General features: G+C 53.2%; 19 protein-coding genes and 1 pseudogene. 18 read left to right on the top strand and 2 right to left on the bottom strand.

Annotation, left to right across the window (positions count from 1 at the left end; translation table 11 throughout):
- Window positions 1–578 (bottom strand): annotated as a pseudogene (locus EVJ22_RS13270) (transposase); the annotation flags it as partial.
- 94 nt (window positions 579–672) lie between these two features.
- Window positions 673–885 (bottom strand): hypothetical protein, encoded by a 213-nt coding sequence (locus tag EVJ22_RS13275; RefSeq protein ID WP_131444073.1) that lies wholly within the window; start codon window positions 883–885, stop codon window positions 673–675.
- Between the two features lie 370 nt (window positions 886–1,255).
- On the opposite strand from EVJ22_RS13275, the gene EVJ22_RS13280 reads away from it, so the two are divergent.
- The 18 genes from EVJ22_RS13280 (at window position 1,256) to EVJ22_RS13365 (ending at window position 16,472) form a co-directional block, all read left to right on the top strand.
- Window positions 1,256–1,744 (top strand): helix-turn-helix domain-containing protein, encoded by a 489-nt coding sequence (locus EVJ22_RS13280; protein ID WP_131444074.1) that lies wholly within the window; start codon window positions 1,256–1,258, stop codon window positions 1,742–1,744.
- 298 nt (window positions 1,745–2,042) lie between these two features.
- Window positions 2,043–2,225, top strand: coding sequence for a hypothetical protein (locus EVJ22_RS13285; RefSeq protein WP_131444075.1), 183 nt, complete (start codon window positions 2,043–2,045; stop codon window positions 2,223–2,225).
- A 12-nt stretch (window positions 2,226–2,237) separates the two neighbouring features.
- The gene (locus EVJ22_RS13290; RefSeq protein WP_131444076.1) at window positions 2,238–2,462 is read left to right on the top strand and encodes a hypothetical protein; all 225 of its coding nucleotides are present in this window, start codon (window positions 2,238–2,240) and stop codon (window positions 2,460–2,462) included.
- Between the two features lie 66 nt (window positions 2,463–2,528).
- Entirely contained in the window at window positions 2,529–3,629 is a 1,101-nt protein-coding gene (locus EVJ22_RS13295; RefSeq protein ID WP_131444077.1) for a hypothetical protein, read from the top strand.
- A 143-nt stretch (window positions 3,630–3,772) separates the two neighbouring features.
- Window positions 3,773–6,007 (top strand): VirD4-like conjugal transfer protein, CD1115 family, encoded by a 2,235-nt coding sequence (locus EVJ22_RS13300; RefSeq protein ID WP_158625534.1) that lies wholly within the window; start codon window positions 3,773–3,775, stop codon window positions 6,005–6,007.
- Between the two features lie 16 nt (window positions 6,008–6,023).
- Window positions 6,024–6,266, top strand: coding sequence for a hypothetical protein (locus EVJ22_RS13305; protein WP_012390470.1), 243 nt, complete (start codon window positions 6,024–6,026; stop codon window positions 6,264–6,266).
- Between the two features lie 16 nt (window positions 6,267–6,282).
- Window positions 6,283–6,699, top strand: a complete 417-nt coding sequence (locus EVJ22_RS13310; protein WP_131444079.1) for a hypothetical protein — start codon at window positions 6,283–6,285, stop codon at window positions 6,697–6,699.
- A 15-nt stretch (window positions 6,700–6,714) separates the two neighbouring features.
- Window positions 6,715–8,676: a pLS20_p028 family conjugation system transmembrane protein gene (locus EVJ22_RS13315; protein WP_370246372.1), complete on the top strand. Its 1,962-nt coding sequence runs from the start codon at window positions 6,715–6,717 to the stop codon at window positions 8,674–8,676.
- 6 nt (window positions 8,677–8,682) lie between these two features.
- Window positions 8,683–8,982 carry a DUF5592 family protein gene (locus EVJ22_RS13320; protein ID WP_131444081.1) on the top strand — a complete coding sequence of 100 codons (300 nt, stop codon included), beginning with the start codon at window positions 8,683–8,685 and terminating at the stop codon, window positions 8,980–8,982.
- A 1-nt stretch (window position 8,983) separates the two neighbouring features.
- Window positions 8,984–9,604, top strand: a complete 621-nt coding sequence (locus tag EVJ22_RS13325; RefSeq protein ID WP_131444082.1) for a hypothetical protein — start codon at window positions 8,984–8,986, stop codon at window positions 9,602–9,604.
- A 17-nt stretch (window positions 9,605–9,621) separates the two neighbouring features.
- A complete protein-coding gene (locus tag EVJ22_RS13330; RefSeq protein WP_199749341.1) occupies window positions 9,622–11,574 on the top strand; it encodes a VirB4 family type IV secretion system protein in 1,953 nt (650 codons plus the stop codon).
- On the top strand, window positions 11,574–12,680 hold the full coding sequence (locus EVJ22_RS13335; protein ID WP_131444083.1) for a lysozyme family protein: 1,107 nt from the start codon (window positions 11,574–11,576) through the stop codon (window positions 12,678–12,680). Before EVJ22_RS13330 ends, EVJ22_RS13335 begins: the two co-directional genes overlap by 1 nt.
- A 30-nt stretch (window positions 12,681–12,710) precedes the next feature.
- A complete protein-coding gene (locus tag EVJ22_RS13340; RefSeq protein ID WP_131444084.1) occupies window positions 12,711–13,289 on the top strand; it encodes a hypothetical protein in 579 nt (192 codons plus the stop codon).
- Complete coding sequence (locus EVJ22_RS13345; RefSeq protein ID WP_131444085.1) at window positions 13,290–14,129, top strand: coiled-coil domain-containing protein; 840 nt, start codon at window positions 13,290–13,292, stop codon at window positions 14,127–14,129.
- A gap of 192 nt (window positions 14,130–14,321) precedes the next feature.
- A complete protein-coding gene (locus tag EVJ22_RS13350; RefSeq protein WP_131444086.1) occupies window positions 14,322–14,573 on the top strand; it encodes a hypothetical protein in 252 nt (83 codons plus the stop codon).
- On the top strand, window positions 14,566–15,720 hold the full coding sequence (mobP2, locus tag EVJ22_RS13355; protein WP_131444087.1) for a MobP2 family relaxase: 1,155 nt from the start codon (window positions 14,566–14,568) through the stop codon (window positions 15,718–15,720). The genes EVJ22_RS13350 and mobP2 overlap by 8 nt, the downstream gene beginning before the upstream one ends.
- A 9-nt stretch (window positions 15,721–15,729) precedes the next feature.
- The gene (locus tag EVJ22_RS13360) at window positions 15,730–16,179 is read left to right on the top strand and encodes a hypothetical protein (RefSeq protein WP_131444088.1); all 450 of its coding nucleotides are present in this window, start codon (window positions 15,730–15,732) and stop codon (window positions 16,177–16,179) included.
- 5 nt (window positions 16,180–16,184) lie between these two features.
- Window positions 16,185–16,472, top strand: coding sequence for a hypothetical protein (locus tag EVJ22_RS13365; protein ID WP_131444089.1), 288 nt, complete (start codon window positions 16,185–16,187; stop codon window positions 16,470–16,472).
- Window position 16,473: the final 1 nt, after the last annotated feature.

The following is a 16,473-nucleotide window of genomic DNA, read 5'->3' on the forward strand; positions in this document are numbered from 1 at the left end:
CTTTGTCCGTCCGCGCCGGTCCTCGAGCCCGTGCACGCCGTCGGCGTCATATTTTTTCGTCCAGCCATAGACCTGCTGGTACGACACGGCGAATATCTCGGCCGTCCGTTGATAGTTCCGTCCGTTGATAGTTCCGTCCGTTGATAGTTCCGTCCGTTGTCCAGGCAATACCTGACGATCTCCATGCGTTCCTCGAATGTTGTCTTTCTCCCTTTGGCCATAGCTCGATCCATCCCTTTTCTCGAATCTGTTAACTCGCTATGACCAGTATACTTCTTGATCCACCGATATAGAACCGACCAACTACTAATATGATATTTGGAGAGAACCTCCATTTCGGTGAACCCATCGAGATAGTCACGTACGGCCGCGATCTTCTGTTCCTTGGTGTAATGTTTCCATGTCTTCGACTCCTTCAACGCATCGATCTCACCGGTATCGAATTTCACTTTCCACAACTGAAGGGTATCCATAGAGACGTCATGAGCCTCCTCGATTTCCTTCCAGGTGCATGTTCCTTCTTCCAGCATACGTAGTGCACTCAGTTTTTGTTCAATCGAATGCCGACTTCTCGCCATAAAAAAACACTCCCCAATTGATAAACAGATTTGTTATTTCATCTGTCTACCTATTGGGGAGCATATCAAAGTGAACGGGTGGTCTCTTTACTTATTAATTTCCTTTCAACTTCTTAAACTCAACTAGTATCGCATAGCCAAAACTTAAAACAGATATGCCTAAAAAAATTAAAGAAATAGTTGAAATCCCATTATTAATAAACGCTAAAATTGCTATCATACCAATAATCAGGAAGAGTAAAGTAAATAATCTTTTAATCTTTACTTTCGGACCTATTTCATCATACTCAGTGAATTTTGAACTCATTTTATACACCTTCTCTTATAATTTTAAGTTACTTTTCTAGAGTTTTAGAAATTTAAAAATCTTCTTAAGAATCATCTATTAATATTTTTATACCAATGTTTTAAAATTATAACGTTTTTTTTTTTTTGAATCAACATCCTATAATCGCCATAAATATTTATTTTTTACATTTATGCTACAAAACGAAGAATATTGAGTTACTGTTGCTCAAAAACCCTTATGGAGAGCGGATTCGACAAGAATCGTCAATTGTAAAACTTCTGACATATCAGAAAACTGATGAATTTTAGATCTAACCCTGTTATATTGGAACCAACAAAAGGAAACATCTGTTTGGTCGCCGCTCTGGTTTACAGGAAGGGGAAGGCTTATGTATCGATTCGGGGAGTGGTTGAAGGAGAACCGCCGGCTCTCGGGCTGGTCACAGGTCGAACTGTCAGAGAAGACGCTCGGAGAGATTTCGCAGCCCGCCATCAGCCAATATGAACAGAACCGTTCGGTGCCGTCGATCGCAGACATCGATCACCTGGCCCGCGCGTTCGGGCACACGCTCGCGACGGTCCCGTGGGACGCCATCGACTTCGGATACGAGGCAAAGCGGTGTATCACGAAACTTGAACGGCGCCGCTTTGACCTGAAAGAGCTACCGCAGGCCGACTCGGTCCGGACGTTCGACGGGAAGACGTATGAACTGCACGGTTTCCTCGGAATCGAAGAAGAGAGCGGTGAGGCTGTCGAGTTGACGCAACTCTATTACCGGATCCGCACCGTCGTCAGTGATTCCCATGTGTTGGCCAAGCGAAAGAATCCGGATGACGAGCTCGTCCACGTCAAGAATCGAAAAAACGTTCGACAGTAACCGACATCGACGCAACAGCACATCCTTAAGGATGGTCTCCTCCAATCACATACCGGCGTGTCCCTCATCAGTGACCGGGTGAGCGGGATTTACGCACAGATGGTTCGGCGAGAGTCGCCTAAAACTCGCCATAAGGTCACAGAATCGTTCCGGGTCATCGAAAAACCCTGTACAGCTCCTTAGATTCATGAGGAGCGGAGTTCGTGGGGGAACGGCTAGAAACCCACCGCACCGAATCCGACTGTCCTTAATGATGTGCTGCTGCACATCAAGAGATCAAGGGAAGGAAGTGTGCATTGTGGCATCAAAAGAACAGAAACAGAACCGTAGCTTCGCCGAGAAACTCTTACGCATCCGTGGGAAGGACTACGAGGAGTGGCTCGACGAGCAGCATCACCAGGTCATCCAGGACAACCAGGAACTCATCATGGAGGCGCTCGAGGCGAAGCTCAGCTTCAAGTCGCCGGCGCACCAGGACTAAGGAGGGAACGACATGGGACTCAATGAGACAGGGCTCAGCTTGCTTCAGTTCTTCCAAGGGCTCGCCGTCATCGCCGCGGCCATCGCCTTCGCGATCGGGGGCTTCTATTTCATCTTCGGCGGGGATCGTGGCCGCTCGAAAGCGGTCGGTTGGCTCGTCGGTGGCGCCATCGGCCTGATCATCGTCATGGGCGCGTTCACGCTCGCCGAGATGGTCGACCAGAACATCAAATTCTAATGCACACGCACGCAGCATTCCAATCGGAAGGCTTTTTTTGTTGCTTGAAACGAGAGGAGGAACGAGATGCTGTTTGTACGATTCACCGACGTACCGGACACACGGATCCAGAACTATGAACGGCTCCCCTTCGCTGAGGCGGTCGTCGCGACACATGACCTGCACCATGCACGTAGCCAAGAAGGGACGAGCTGTTCCGGTGACTTCCGGCTCTTCGACCAGAAAGACGAACTGCTCTATCGGGGAACGTTCACGTTCGGAACTGAAGGCACCTATCCGAACCTGTACCATCAGGTCAAGGAACGGGTATTACGGATTCGGACGAAAAAAGAGGACGACGCGAAGAAGATGTGGCTCCTCGACGAGATCGAGTCCGAGACACCGGACGACTATAAGCGCCAGTCCGTCAAATCGAACCCGATTGTGTCGTCGACCTATCAGTCACGCCTAAACCGCCTGCAACGCCGCCTCATCTACGGGGCGGCCACGGTCGGGATTCTATTCACCTCACTGTTCACTGCCGCGCAATGGGTCATCGACAAGGAGGCACACGCCGAACAGGTGACCGGTGTCGAACAGACGTGGCTGGAGGCGTACGAACAGGCGCTCCAAGGCAAGGAATCCTCACTCATCCAGCTGTTGGAACGAAAGGACCGGTCCGAGGAAGAGGATGCCCTATTGATCGACCTCTATTTGGCGGAAGGAGAAGACCAAAAAGCACTTGAGCTCACGGATGACCCCATCCTGATCGAGACGAAGTTGGTCGGGCTCGACCTACAAGGTCATGAAAAATTGGAACGGCTCAAAGGCTTCCAAGCATCACATCCGACCGATGAGGGGGCGTTCGATATCGCCGTCTTGGAACAGGACCACGAGACGGCGGCCAAGACAGAAAACGTGGAATGGACCGCTGACCGTATCGCGTCGAAAGTGATTGCCTTCCTGAATATCGGGGACATCGATTCCGCGAACGAATGGACGTCCAAAACGAACGACCCTGCCGTACAAAAAAGAGTCGACAATTATCAGGACATCACCGCCACCATCGACGATTTGAAAGCGAAATTGAAGAAAACCGCTAGTAAAGATACATCGGCCCGTGAGAAGATCCAAGCTGCTATTACGACTGAAGAAGTTGAACTGCAAACAATTCTTTATTCAGATTAAGGTAGGTGAAATAATTGAGAACTGAACCTCTGTCATCTCGATTTCCGATACGTCTGCTACTCCCCGCGCTGTTCTGCCTGTTGGTGTTGCCGGTCGGGATTTTTTATATATTGAACGGGGCCTACAACATCATTCGACAGATCATGACCCCGATATTAACAGACGGGCTGTTGGCCGGGGCGACGATTCCGGCGCTCTCACCCTCCTTGTTCGTGGAGGTGAGTCTTCCTTCTTCGGCCGTCATGCTTGGACTGATGGCGTTCAGTCTGTTCATCGGGCTGGTCGTGTTCGGCAAGGTTTGGCTAAACTTCCGGGATCTGCGGAAAAATCAGAAAGGAAGTGCCCGCTTCACCTCGTTCGACGAGTTGAAACAACAGTATCGCCGTGTCCCGGACCGGAAGAAGCAATACGACGGATTGGGCGGTGTCCCCGTCGGACGGGTCAAGAACGAGCTGTTCATCGATGACTCGCCCGTCAACAACCTCGTCATCGGGACGACCCGGTCCGGGAAGGGCGAGACGTTCGTCTTCTCGACGATCGACCTGTACAGCCGGGCGAGTAACCAGGCGAGCCTCATCATCAACGACCCGAAAGGTGAGCTCTTCGCCGCCTCGAAGGAGACACTCGAGCAGCGCGGCTATCAGGTCGAGGTGTTGAACCTGATGAACCCGCTCCAATCGATGTCATACAACCTGCTGCAACTGACAATCGACGCATTTTTAGAAGAAAACTACTCGCTCGCCCAACAGTATGCGCGTTCTGTCGCGTTCATGTTGTACCATGACCCAAAGGCACGGGACCCGTTTTGGGCCAACTCGTCGATCGACCTGTGTACGGCGCTCATCCTCGGGCTCTGCGAGGAGGCGAAGGATACGCCGGAGAAGATTAACATGTACAATGTCGCCCTCATGCTCTCGGACTTAGGGTCACGGACGGTCGTGACGCGGCAAGGGCAGGAAATCTCCGCGCTTGACGAGTTCTTTCAGCGGTTTCCGGAGAATCACCCGGCCCGGCTCCAGTTCGCGACGCTCCACTTCTCGGGTGGACAGACGAGAGCCAGTATCCTGGCCAATACGAACGCGAAGCTCGGGATCTTCACCTTAAACGGAACCGGAAAGCTGACATCGATGAACTCGCTCGACATGCGGCGCATCGGATTCAACCGTTGGATCAGTGGACGGACTGAACCGCTGACCCGGCTCACGTTCAAGTTCCCCGATGGCACGACCCATGCACTCACGACAGACGACGATGGCAGCTTCATCGTGTATCACACGTCGTCGCTCCAATCCGGAAGCGTCATCCAGGTCTCGACGGACTTAGACACTTCAATGATAAAGTTAGACGCACAGGATGAGGAAAACGGACGCTTCCACTACTTTATTGATGGTACGATCCAAATCCGGGAAGTGATGCATCAGCTACGTCCCGTGGCGGTCTTCTTGATCGTCCCGGACTATGACCCGACGTTCAATGTCATCGCGTCGCTCTATATCAAACAGGTGTACACGGCGCTCGCCCGGGTCGCCTCGCAGACGAAACAAGGCAAATGCGAGCGCCAGGTCGTCTTCCTCCTCGATGAGTTCGGCAACATGCCACCGATCGAAGGCATGGCTAACATCATCACCGTCTGTCTCGGTCGGAACATGCGCTTCAACCTCGTCATCCAGGCCTATTCCCAACTCGAGAACCTGTACGGTGAGGACTGGAAGACAATCGACGGCAACTGTGGGAACACCCACTATCTGTTGACCGCGGACGAGGCAACCGCCGAACTGATCTCGAAGAAACTTGGTGAGGCGACTATCGTCACGAAATCCCGGTCCGGTCAGACGTTTTCACTCAAGAAGTCGAAGACGGAGAACGTGGACGGCCGCCGGCTCATGACGTCGACCGAGGTCATGGGACTCAAAGAAGGCGAGATGCTCATCATCCGTGTCATCAAGCGCCAGGACACGAAGAAACGGCGCATCCAGTCGTATCCAATCTTTTTAAGTGGTAAAACGGCGATGAAGTACCGCTACGAATACCTGACCGACGACTTCGACACGGACCGCTCCCTGCATGACATCGACATCCCCTGTCGTCACGCCGGTCTCCACTTCGAGCAGATTCGTGTCCGTTTCGCGAAGCAAGGAGACGAGACGGAAGCGAACACGCCATCGAATCAAGAAGGTAAGTCCTTGACGGTGCGTGACGTGCTGCAGGACAGCATCCTGCGCTCGATGTTCGCGGGGCATGACATCGGGGAACTCGCCCTCCCCGAGTTCGAGACGAATCTGAACCTAGGAGTCTACGACGTCACGGACAGCCAAAAGAGTTTTTTGAACACGATGATCGCGAAACGAATCGAGAAACTGAAGCAGGGCACACTGTAGAGAGGAGACCAAACCTATGGCCGAAAGTGCGAGAGAGAAGCGAATTCAGAACGAACTGCGCGTCGTCGCAAGGATCATCGAGACGCAACGCGTCCGCCTCGAACGGGGCGACGTGCTCAATATCCAGACGACCGACGGCTTTCTGACCGTCTATCAGGACGACACCTCAGACACCCCGAAAACTGTTACACTAATAGATAAGTTCGACTTCCGCGTCAATTTAAAAGTCGCGGATCTACTGAAGGGGAAAATCGTCTGACGGAGGGGTAAACGTTATGAGGAAACTACTTGCGGGTACTTTAGGAATCAGCTTGTTTTTACTTGGAGCTTGCTCAAATTCCGATGAGTCTTTGGTTCAACGTGATATTGAACACGTTGAGAAGGTCATGACAGCCGAAGAGGATGATTATTTGCTGATTGTAAAAGAAGAAGATGGTGAATTCGAAGAGTTCGTTGAATTCGTAAAAGAGGTAGCGAACGAAGAGAGCCGACAAGTCACGCTCTATAATACGTTTCAGCCAGATGGCGATGCACTTGTCGATCGTGGTAACTTTGAATACACTGACGAACTAAAAGGTGCCGTTCTATACTCCATTCAAGATGGGAACGTCATTGATGAAATCAATGTTGGAATGTTGACAGCGGACACTTACAAACAACAGTTAGCGGACTTCTTTGCTAGGACTCAGTAGATTGGGGGTCTTTCAATGGCTGATTTCGATTTAATCACCAAACTACAGGAATACGAAGACGTACTCCAAATAAGTAGTATGGTAAATGACGCACTACGCTCAATGGGATGGATTCTTGTCAGAGGACTATCAGTCTTGATTGACGGCCTTGAATCAATCACGGATCAAATCCTATTAACCAATACATTCTTCAATAATGATCAAGTGGTTGAATTCGTTCTTACGATTCAACCTTTTTTGTATGTTCTTTTAGCAGGAAGCTTCTTGTTCACTGGGTACTTGTTGATTTTCCAAAAGAAATTTGAACGTGAGAGTTTTTTGATCAACCTGTTCATCACACTATTGATCTTAGGTTTACTTTCACCAACTATGAGCCGAATTCAGGAGTTCTCTGATGAAGCAATCGCAGAAATCGGAGCAGATTCGCTTTACGACGGAGAAGCCTCATTATCTGAGAGTATCTTAAAGCGGAATGTACATGATTTGATTGAGCACGATTCGAAAAATTTTGATGCTGCTACAGGCGAATCATTAAATGCCATTCCAACTGAGTTGATTGATAATATCCGAATCAATGAGATTTTCGACAAGAACAACTATGACTTATCGGCAACCGGAAACAAATTGGCCGAGTCCTATATTCTATGGAACGGAAAAGAGACAAGTCTCGGAGAATTCGACCAAGGTGGCGTCGAATGGAACAACCAATATTACTACCGCTATCAGCCGAACTGGTTAACCATCTTCGTGACGCTCGGAATCATGGGATTCACGCTTTTCTCGATCGCCTACAAACTGGCGCGCCTCTCGTTCGAGCTCGCCTTCAACTATGTCTTGGCGATTCTCGTCGCACCGGCCGACCTGCACAGTGGCCAAAAGACGAAGAAGGTCATCCAGAGCATTCTGAACACGTTCCTCGTGATCATCTTGATCTTCGTCTCCATCAAACTGTATACGATCGGGACCGCCTATCTCGCGGAAACACTGGACGGGTTCGCCTATCTGATTGCCCTCATCGCCTTCTCGGTCGCTTTGATCGACGGTCCTAACATGGTCGAGCGGCTGTTCGGGATTGATGCCGGACTCAAGCGGGGCTGGGGTGTCGCCCTCGGCGCCTATGCCGCCGGGAAAGGCGTGACCTCGGCCGGTGCCCACGCGGTCTCGAAGGTCGCGCGTGCCACACAAGGCGCACCGAAGATGCCATCGCTCCATGAGGCTGCGACGGCTCGGATGGATTCGAATGCCATGCCGCAAAGTGATTCACCGCTTAGTGTGGCGACCCATGCTCCACAGCGAGCGGATACCGAGAGACAAACCAATCCAGATGGTGTTGCTCAGACGAATCAGACCGCAAGTCGCACTCAACTTGACCAAGACAAACCGACAAGTTCGAAGGACGTTGCGCAACCAAGCAACGGTCAAGAATCCGAGTTGGAAGCGCACGGTTCTCCACACGTGAACGAAGCATCGGGCCGCACATCTCCCGAATCGGTCCATGCGACGAATCCTGAATCGAATACAGAAAGTAGACCCGATCATCAAACAACGTCACCGGAGACGCAAAGACCGGAATCACTTCACGATCATTCAAGATCTGGTCATTCTTCAAGCCCTGCTTCATCGACTCTCGAACCGGTCACCGGGTCCATCGATACCACATCCGGATCAGACAATCGTCACAATGAATCGATAGCAAGAAACGACGCGACGTCAGCGACACCTCATGAGGCACCACATTCAAACGATTCATCCTCGTCTTCGTCATCTGCGACAGATTCGAGTGATACGGCAACAGAGAAACGCCAAGGGCGCGCCCGCCGGACCATCCATCAAGAGACCGTGCTCGACGTCGAGACCGAGGTCATCGAACAGGTGCGCGAGAACCAGACATACCGTCATAGCCAGCAACAGGAAGATTCACGACGGATCTATCCGACCTCGCCACCGCGACCTGACCACATGAAGAAAAAGGAGTGATGACCCATGCGCAAATACCGGATCCCGAACGAGGTCACGACCGAACTGAAGATCAATAAGATGCTCTATCTGCATGACTTCCTGTTCCTCGTCGGGCTCATCGTGCTCCGGCTCGTGACGCTCCCGTTCATCCCGTCGGTGCTACACATCCCGTTCACGGTCTTCCTCGCCGTCTTCGGTCTGTTCCTGGTGCTGCGACCGGCGACGAACCCACAGAAACGGATGGTCCACGCCCTCTACTACGCGCTCATCAAGCGGAAAGACACCTATCTCGCACTCGACGCGCACACGAAAGGACGTGATTGAGATGGCTTTTATCGAGGAGTCGCTACAAGAACCGAGACGCACAGGCACCTGGCTCGACGAACAGGACGTTTTCGAAAAACGGAAAGTCAAAGATAAGGTCGTCATCAAACCGACGGTCGCCGAACTGATGCCGATAGTCGACATCACCGGGACCGAGGCGTTCGAGATGCGCGACGGGACCTATCTCGACATGGTCCAGCTCACTTCGAAGGACATCTATTCCTTGAACGAGGAGGAAAAAGACCATGACGTGTTCTCGCTCGCCTATCTTCTGCAGGCGTACACGCACCCGCTCAAGGTCGTGCCGCTAAACACACCGCTCAGTCTCGAACGGCAGAAGATCAGCATCGAACGACAGATTCGACAAAATCAGACACCGGCTTACCTACCCTTCTTGTTGAAGAAGAAGCAGGAGCTCGAATATCTCGAGGAGCATCGCACCAATCGCGATTATCTCCTCTTTTTTTATGCCAACGACGAGCGGACGCTACGCGAGCGGAAGACACACCTCTATAAACTGCTCCGCCGCTCGAACCCGATGCGCGAGCTGACGCTCGACCAGAAGGTGCATGTGCTCTATCAGCTGAACAACCCGAACACGAAACCGCAACTCGACGCCTGAAGAAAGGAGTGACGCGCATGTGGCAGCGCCTGCGTGACAAGTTATCCAAACAACAGGACCCGGAGACCGTCAAGATCGAGAAAGGCTACAACCCCGACGTCATCGCCAAGATCCAGCCGCAGGGCGGCATTAAGTTCGACGCCAACTTCGTCCGACTCGGCGACGGCTACCTGTCGTGCCTTCACGTCTATAAATATCAGTCGCTCGTCTATGACTACTGGCTCGAACCGATCCTGAACATGCCGGGCGTTTTGACGACGCTCGACATCGGAACGGCCGACAAGCGCGAGATCATCCAGACCATCAACAAGTCGATGGCCGAACAGAACACACGCTTCGAGAACGCGAAGGACAATATCGACCGCATCGATGCCAGGGAGACGTATAAGGAACTGAACGAGCTGTACGAACAGATAACCCAGGGCGAGACGATGAAATATCTACATCTGCGCCTCTACGTGAAGGCGAAGGCGCTCGACGCGCTCGAGGTGAAAGTGCAAGAAGTGATGGAAGAACTCGAGGCCCGGAACTTCCGCTCAACGATCTTCCTGAACGAACAGGAATGGGAGTGGCAGAGCCTGTTCACGAGCTATGACCAGCAACAAAAACTCCCGAACCGGCGCCGTGGGAAAGAGATCCCGTCTCTCTCCATCGCCGGCGGCTATCCGTTCCACTTCACGTCGCTCCAGGACGCGACCGGCACGTATTACGGGACGACCGACACGAACGGGAGCGTCATCTTCGACCTGTTCCACAAGGACAAACAGCGCAAGTTCTACAACGCGCTCATGATCGGAAAGATGGGATCAGGAAAGTCGACACTATTGAAGAAGACCGTGCTCGACCAGGCAATCAAGGGCAACAAGATCCGGATCCTCGACGTCACAGGCGAGTTCTCCGACCTCGTGCGTCAGCTCGGCGGGAAAGAGATAGCACTCGACGGGTCGGCCGGGCTCATCAACCCGCTCCATGTCTATAAGACGGTGACGAACAACGACGGCAACGCCAACGAAGCACTCTCGTTCATGCAGCATTTGTCGAAAATGGCCGTGTTCTATCACTACATCAATCCGGCGGCGACACAAGAAGAGACGAACGAGTTCGAGATTCTGCTCCGTGACCTGTATGTCCGGCACGGACTTTGGGACGAACAGGGTGAGCTACCGATCACGACGCACCCGGCGAACCGGTACCCGACGTTCTCCGACTTTTTGACGCTCGTGCGGCGTGAGCTCTACACGGACGACACGCGCACCTCGATCAAGGACGCGATCAGTCCGAACCGGGTCCGGCGCCTCGAGAACATCGAACTCGCCGTCACGAACCTCGTCCATAACTACGGCAACATCTTCGACGGGCACTCCTCGATTGACCGGTTCGACGAAGAGCTCATCGTCTCGTTCCCGCTCCGGAACCTGACGAGCCTACGCGACGAGGTGTTTCAGGCGCAGGTGTTCTCCTTGATGAACATGCTGTGGGACGGGATGATCGCCAACGGCTCGAGTCAACTCAAGGCCTATAACCAGGGCGTGCTCCGGACCGAGGAGGCGTGCAAGTATCTCATTGTCATCGACGAGGCGCACCACTTGATCAACACGCGCGACATCGCCCAGCCGGCCATCCTCTATCTGCAACGCTGTATGCGCGAGGCGCGTAAGTATTTCGGCGGCATCTTCTTCGTGTCGCATCTGATCACCGACTTCGTGCCGGCCGGATCGAAGTCCGAGAACGCAGAGAACGTCAAGTCGCTCTTCCAATTGACGCAATACAAGATTATCGGCGAACAGGACGCGGAGAGCATCCCGATTATCCAGACGGTGTTCGACGGCCAGCTCTCGAACTCCGAGATGCGGATCATTCCCTCACTTGAGACGGGACGCGTCGTCCTCAGTATCTCCGGGGTGCAGAACCTCATCTTTGACGTCGACGTCGCGCCCGAAGAGCTCGCCCTGTTCGGTGGGGGTGCCTGATGTGGGCGGCCGCGAAACGGACGGCCCGCTTCGCCGTCACGGCGAAATGGCAGCTCGCGACGCTCAAGTGGCGACTCATCCTACTCGGGATCGCGGCAATCGCCTTGTTCTTGGTCATCCTCATCGTCGGGATCCTCGATACGCTCACCGGTGTCCAGAACGAACAACCGACCGACGTCCCGTTCGATACGGCCGGTGGTCTCCAGGTAAGCGACCAAGTGCTCCAATATCGGGGTTTGGTCGAATCGGAACTGACGAAGCACGGGCTGGCCGAACAGACGAACCTTGTGCTCGCACTCATGATGCAAGAGAGTGGCGGACGCGGGAACGACCCGATGCAGGCGAGCGAATCGAAGTGTGGGCGGATCGGGTGCATCACCTCCCCCGAGAAGAGTATCGTCTACGGCGTCGAGCACTTCGCGTCCGTCTTCGAACGGGCGAACCGGGACGTGCAGCTCACGTTACAGAGTTACAACTTCGGCGGCGGCTTTATCGATTATGTGCAACAGAACGGAGGACGATACTCGAAAGAGCTCGCCATCTCGTTCTCCCAGATGATGTACCAGCGCGTGAAACACACCGGCATCTATCGTTGTCATCGACCAAGTGCGGTCCAGCACGGCGCCTGTTACGGGGACATCGAGTATGTCGACGCGGTGCTGAAATACCTCGCGCCGGTTGCCGTTGCCGACGGGGTCATCACGAAAGAACTGTTGTCGGGGTTACGTTCCCCGCTCGCCATCCCGCTCAACGTGACGTCGCGTTTCGGCTGGCGCGTCGTCTTCGGACAACGGGACAACCACACCGGGATCGACTTCAGTTGCACCCCGTCCGATACGATCCACGCGGTCAAGAGCGGCACCGTCATCTATAGCGGGAACCGCGGACCGTATGGCAATCTCGTCCAGGTCCGACATAACAACTACATCACGGCGTATGCGCACCTGAGTCGTCTCGGCGTTCAGACCGGGCAACAAATCGACGCCGGACAGGCGCTCGGGTACTGCGGCACCACCGGCCGCTCGAGCGGGAACCATCTGCATTTTGAGATCAAGACGAGCGAATGGTCCGGTCATATCGACCCCGCCCCGGTCTTCGGATTTTGAGTCATGGATGTATGGAAAGGAGGAGGAAAAATGAACTTCACCGCACGTCACCTCGCGTATCTGTTCGGGGTACTGCTTCTTATTTCACTCGCGGCGAACATCTTTTTTTATCAACGCGTGGCACCAGCGGCAAATACCTCGAACGCGAGTGAGACACAAAACGAGAGCGTCACTCCCTATGAATCGGCAACCTCCGAAGAGACGTCGTCGGACACTGAACCAGTTGTCGCATCGACGGAGACGGAACGGATGAAAGAGCTAACGACACGCGTGACGCGTTTCGTCGAGTACGCCTTCACCATCACGAAAGACAGTTACACGACACAAAAACGACAGGCGAAAGATGTCATGTCGGAGGAACTCGCGGCCACGCTCTTCGTCGCTGACGGCAGTGACGTCGGCACGTTCGAGACGACTGTCCGTGACATCGAGGTGTTTCCTTCCGCTTCCGGAGAAGATTGCCTCGTGCGGTTTAAACAAGACCTGTTGATCACCGAGACGGGTTATGAAGAGACGATGCAAGAACTGTTGGCTCTGACGTTCGAGTCCATCAATGGACGTTTAGTCGTCACCGAGATGGAAGACCTGACACCGGAAGGAGGAATCTAGATGCGACCGAAAACGCGACGGTGTCTCACCCAGAACGTCTCCCGACTTTACCTCGGACTCGGCGTATTCTTTGTCATCGGCTTCCTCTTCTTCGGCACCTCGTCGTTCTTCTTCGCCGAAGAAGAACCGGTCAATGAGACGCCGGTCAACGAGGCAATCCGGTTCTCGAACGGGGAGACCGTGACACTCCATGCCTGGAGTTATGACACGGAAAAGCGGACGATGCGCATCCGCCTCTCACTTGATGACGCACCAGGTAACACGAACGATCATGTCTTTCGTTCCGTCTATAAGGCACGTCCAGATTCTGAGAAGGAGGTTGTGTTGCTCTATGAACGGAACGACCAATATGTGCTCGAACTGGAGGACGTGCCGAACGACTTCGACCAACTCGCCGTCCGGATCTATGGATTGGATGAATCCCAACCACTGGATGAACTCACACCTGAGGAACGAGAGAACGTTCTTTTGACGTCGCTCTATGCTGACCATCGGACCATCGAACAGGCGAGTCACACCTCATCTGACGAGACATCTTTCACGAGATTGTTCGTCGAGGACGAGCTTGTTGGGACCGACCGACAGTTGGAAAAATCGCAGCAGTCAGTCGAGGCGAAACGTCAACAAATCAAGCGACTCGATAGTGACAAAGAGGAACTTGAAAGCGAACTCCCCTACCTCTCGCTCGACGAACAGGTCGAACAGGAGAACGAGATATTCGACCTCGGTCGGAAGCGTGAAGAGCTCAAAATGGAACTCGAGAAACTCGAACAGTCGGTCAAAGCACTCGAAGAAAAGCAAGACAAACTGCGCGTCCGGCTCCGGGAACTGTCGATTTAAGTGGCACATTTCGTGCCAAATCGATGGTTTTACTGGCACATTTCGTGCCATTTTCGGACTTTTGATGATATCACGGAAACCCTAGGCTCTGCCTAGGCTAGCACGACAAGTGATAGCATTTTCCCCTTATGCTCTTTGAACGAACTTTTCGAACGTCGGCAATATGTAGCTTCTAGAAAGGTGGTTAGACAGATGGATCTATTGCTCCGCGACATCGACCCCGTCATCGTGAAGCAGATCGATGAATGGGCGAAGGAACACAACCGCTCCCGGCAACAATATTTGAAAGAACTGCTCGCCTCCTGGTGCGCGAACGGCATCCAATCGACGCAGGTCGAGCGGCTCGAACAACAACTCGAGGCGAACACGCTCCACTTGAAACGGAGCGCGGACGAGCTCGCCGAAGTGACCCGGTTGTTGAACGAGGTGATGCAAGATGCGTGAGACGCCGGGGGTCGTCATCAAGTCGAAGTTCAAGGTACCGGGTTTGATAAAGAAGTCGTGTCGCTACACGACGTACCTCGATTACATCAACCGTCCAGACGCGAAAGACAGCCGCGAACAGTTCGAAACGTATCATGACTACATGGAAGATGAGACAAAGTCGAGCGGTCTGTTCACACGCGAGGACGACCGGTTGAACGACGAAAAGCGCCGCGTTGTCCGCGACATTTTCAAGCACGCGCAAGAGAACGGGAGCATCCTCTGGCAGGACATCATCTCGTTCGACAACGCCTGGCTACGCGAGACCGGTGTGCTCCACGACGACCTCATCGACGAGAGACGGTTGATCCAGGCGACACGGAACGCGGTCGATTCGATGCTTCAAAAAGAGAAGATGGTCCACGCATACTGGACCGGTGCCGTGCATTACAACACCGATAACATCCATATCCATGTCGCCATCGTCGAGACGAGCCACATGCGCGAGCGCGGCAAACGAAAACCAAAATCGCTCGAGCTGATGAAGTCGAATGTCATCCATTCCCTCGCCGACCGGACGAAAGAACAGGAGAAACTGAATGCATTCATAAGAGACGAACTGGTCGCCCATAAACGGAACCGGAAGATCCAAACGCTTCCGAACCGTGTCCTGCAACCAGACCTCGTCCGTCAGTTCAAGAACATCTATGAGCGGTTGCCGGAAGACAAACGACAGTGGCAATACAACATGAACGGGATGCAGCCGCTCCGTAAATCGCTCAATCGTCTGACCGACAATTATATCGACATCCACTTCAAATCAGAGTTTCAAGCCTTCAACGAGCGGCTCGAGCAGGAGGTGTCGTTCCATCGTCGTAGCTATGGCGACACGGAGAAGGCCGAGCGGTACCGGGCGACGAAGCGACAGGACCTCTACACCCGGATGGGGAATGCCATCCTCTCCGAGATGCGAGACTTGTCAAAAGAACAGGCGACGCTTGTGAAAAGTGAAGCCCCTAAACATCCGGTGCGACGTGCATTCAAACAACAAAAGATATTCAACGAATCACTCTACCGGATCGAGCGGCATATGAACGACGAGTTCGAAAATTTGAAGAACCAACGTGCTTTCGAACAGCTGGAACGGGACATCGAATATGGAAAGTGAGGGAGGACGATGAAAGAGTTGAGACAGATCCGTCTTCGATTAAAGCCGGAGACGGTCACATATTTGGAGGAGTTCGCCGATGACAAACGCTTTGGTCACCTCGGGCAGGTCATCGACCATATCGCAGAGGAACATAACCAACTGGCCGACGAGAAGTGGGACATGCAGTTCCTCACCCGCTCGATCAGCACGCAGGTCTCTCAGCATATCGAGACGTTGATGAACGAGCAGGTATCGGCGGAACTCGAGCGGATCCGGCTCGCCGCGAACCGCTCCGACCGCCACGGACAAATCCTGACAGAGCTCCTGCAGGCGCTGATGCAGACAGAGGGCATCGAGGACATCATGACGACAGACCAGTTCAAGCCAACGTTCCTCGAGACGGCGGAACGTGTCGTCCAGGAACGTATCGAACACCAAAAACAGAAGAAGGACACACTAACTTTTGAGAGAGGATGAATCCTATGCGACCACTTGACCGTCCCTTCACGATGGGACAACTGTTGACGCTTCAACCCGATACCGTCACGGTCCTCATCTATGGAAAACGGTACGACATCCCGGTGTCCGTTTCTGAGCGACAACTTTTGACCGCCATCGCGCAAGACGAGATTATCTTGCTTCCAGTCAATTTCGAGCGGACACGGTTGTTACTCGACATCTCGGAAACGTCGCCTCAACTTGAACGTGAACTGAATGAATTCACGGATAGTGATGAACCTGTCACCGACTTGTTGAAGGAAGGAGTCTGAC

This window comes from Exiguobacterium sp. SH0S7 (assembly GCF_004337195.1).
Classification (GTDB): domain Bacteria; phylum Bacillota; class Bacilli; order Exiguobacteriales; family Exiguobacteriaceae; genus Exiguobacterium; species Exiguobacterium aurantiacum_A.

Coding starts and splice junctions, on each gene's coding strand:
- EVJ22_RS13275 (WP_131444073.1), bottom strand. CDS start 885: ATGAGTTCAAAATTCACTGAGTATGATGAAATAGGTCCGAAAGTAAAG.
- EVJ22_RS13280 (WP_131444074.1), top strand. CDS start 1,256: ATGTATCGATTCGGGGAGTGGTTGAAGGAGAACCGCCGGCTCTCGGGC.
- EVJ22_RS13290 (WP_131444076.1), top strand. CDS start 2,238: ATGGGACTCAATGAGACAGGGCTCAGCTTGCTTCAGTTCTTCCAAGGG.
- EVJ22_RS13295 (WP_131444077.1), top strand. CDS start 2,529: ATGCTGTTTGTACGATTCACCGACGTACCGGACACACGGATCCAGAAC.
- EVJ22_RS13300 (WP_158625534.1), top strand. CDS start 3,773: ATGACCCCGATATTAACAGACGGGCTGTTGGCCGGGGCGACGATTCCG.
- EVJ22_RS13305 (WP_012390470.1), top strand. CDS start 6,024: ATGGCCGAAAGTGCGAGAGAGAAGCGAATTCAGAACGAACTGCGCGTC.
- EVJ22_RS13310 (WP_131444079.1), top strand. CDS start 6,283: ATGAGGAAACTACTTGCGGGTACTTTAGGAATCAGCTTGTTTTTACTT.
- EVJ22_RS13315 (WP_370246372.1), top strand. CDS start 6,715: ATGGCTGATTTCGATTTAATCACCAAACTACAGGAATACGAAGACGTA.
- EVJ22_RS13320 (WP_131444081.1), top strand. CDS start 8,683: ATGCGCAAATACCGGATCCCGAACGAGGTCACGACCGAACTGAAGATC.
- EVJ22_RS13325 (WP_131444082.1), top strand. CDS start 8,984: ATGGCTTTTATCGAGGAGTCGCTACAAGAACCGAGACGCACAGGCACC.
- EVJ22_RS13330 (WP_199749341.1), top strand. CDS start 9,622: ATGTGGCAGCGCCTGCGTGACAAGTTATCCAAACAACAGGACCCGGAG.
- EVJ22_RS13335 (WP_131444083.1), top strand. CDS start 11,574: ATGTGGGCGGCCGCGAAACGGACGGCCCGCTTCGCCGTCACGGCGAAA.
- EVJ22_RS13340 (WP_131444084.1), top strand. CDS start 12,711: ATGAACTTCACCGCACGTCACCTCGCGTATCTGTTCGGGGTACTGCTT.
- EVJ22_RS13345 (WP_131444085.1), top strand. CDS start 13,290: ATGCGACCGAAAACGCGACGGTGTCTCACCCAGAACGTCTCCCGACTT.
- EVJ22_RS13350 (WP_131444086.1), top strand. CDS start 14,322: ATGGATCTATTGCTCCGCGACATCGACCCCGTCATCGTGAAGCAGATC.
- mobP2 (WP_131444087.1), top strand. CDS start 14,566: ATGCGTGAGACGCCGGGGGTCGTCATCAAGTCGAAGTTCAAGGTACCG.
- EVJ22_RS13360 (WP_131444088.1), top strand. CDS start 15,730: ATGAAAGAGTTGAGACAGATCCGTCTTCGATTAAAGCCGGAGACGGTC.
- EVJ22_RS13365 (WP_131444089.1), top strand. CDS start 16,185: ATGCGACCACTTGACCGTCCCTTCACGATGGGACAACTGTTGACGCTT.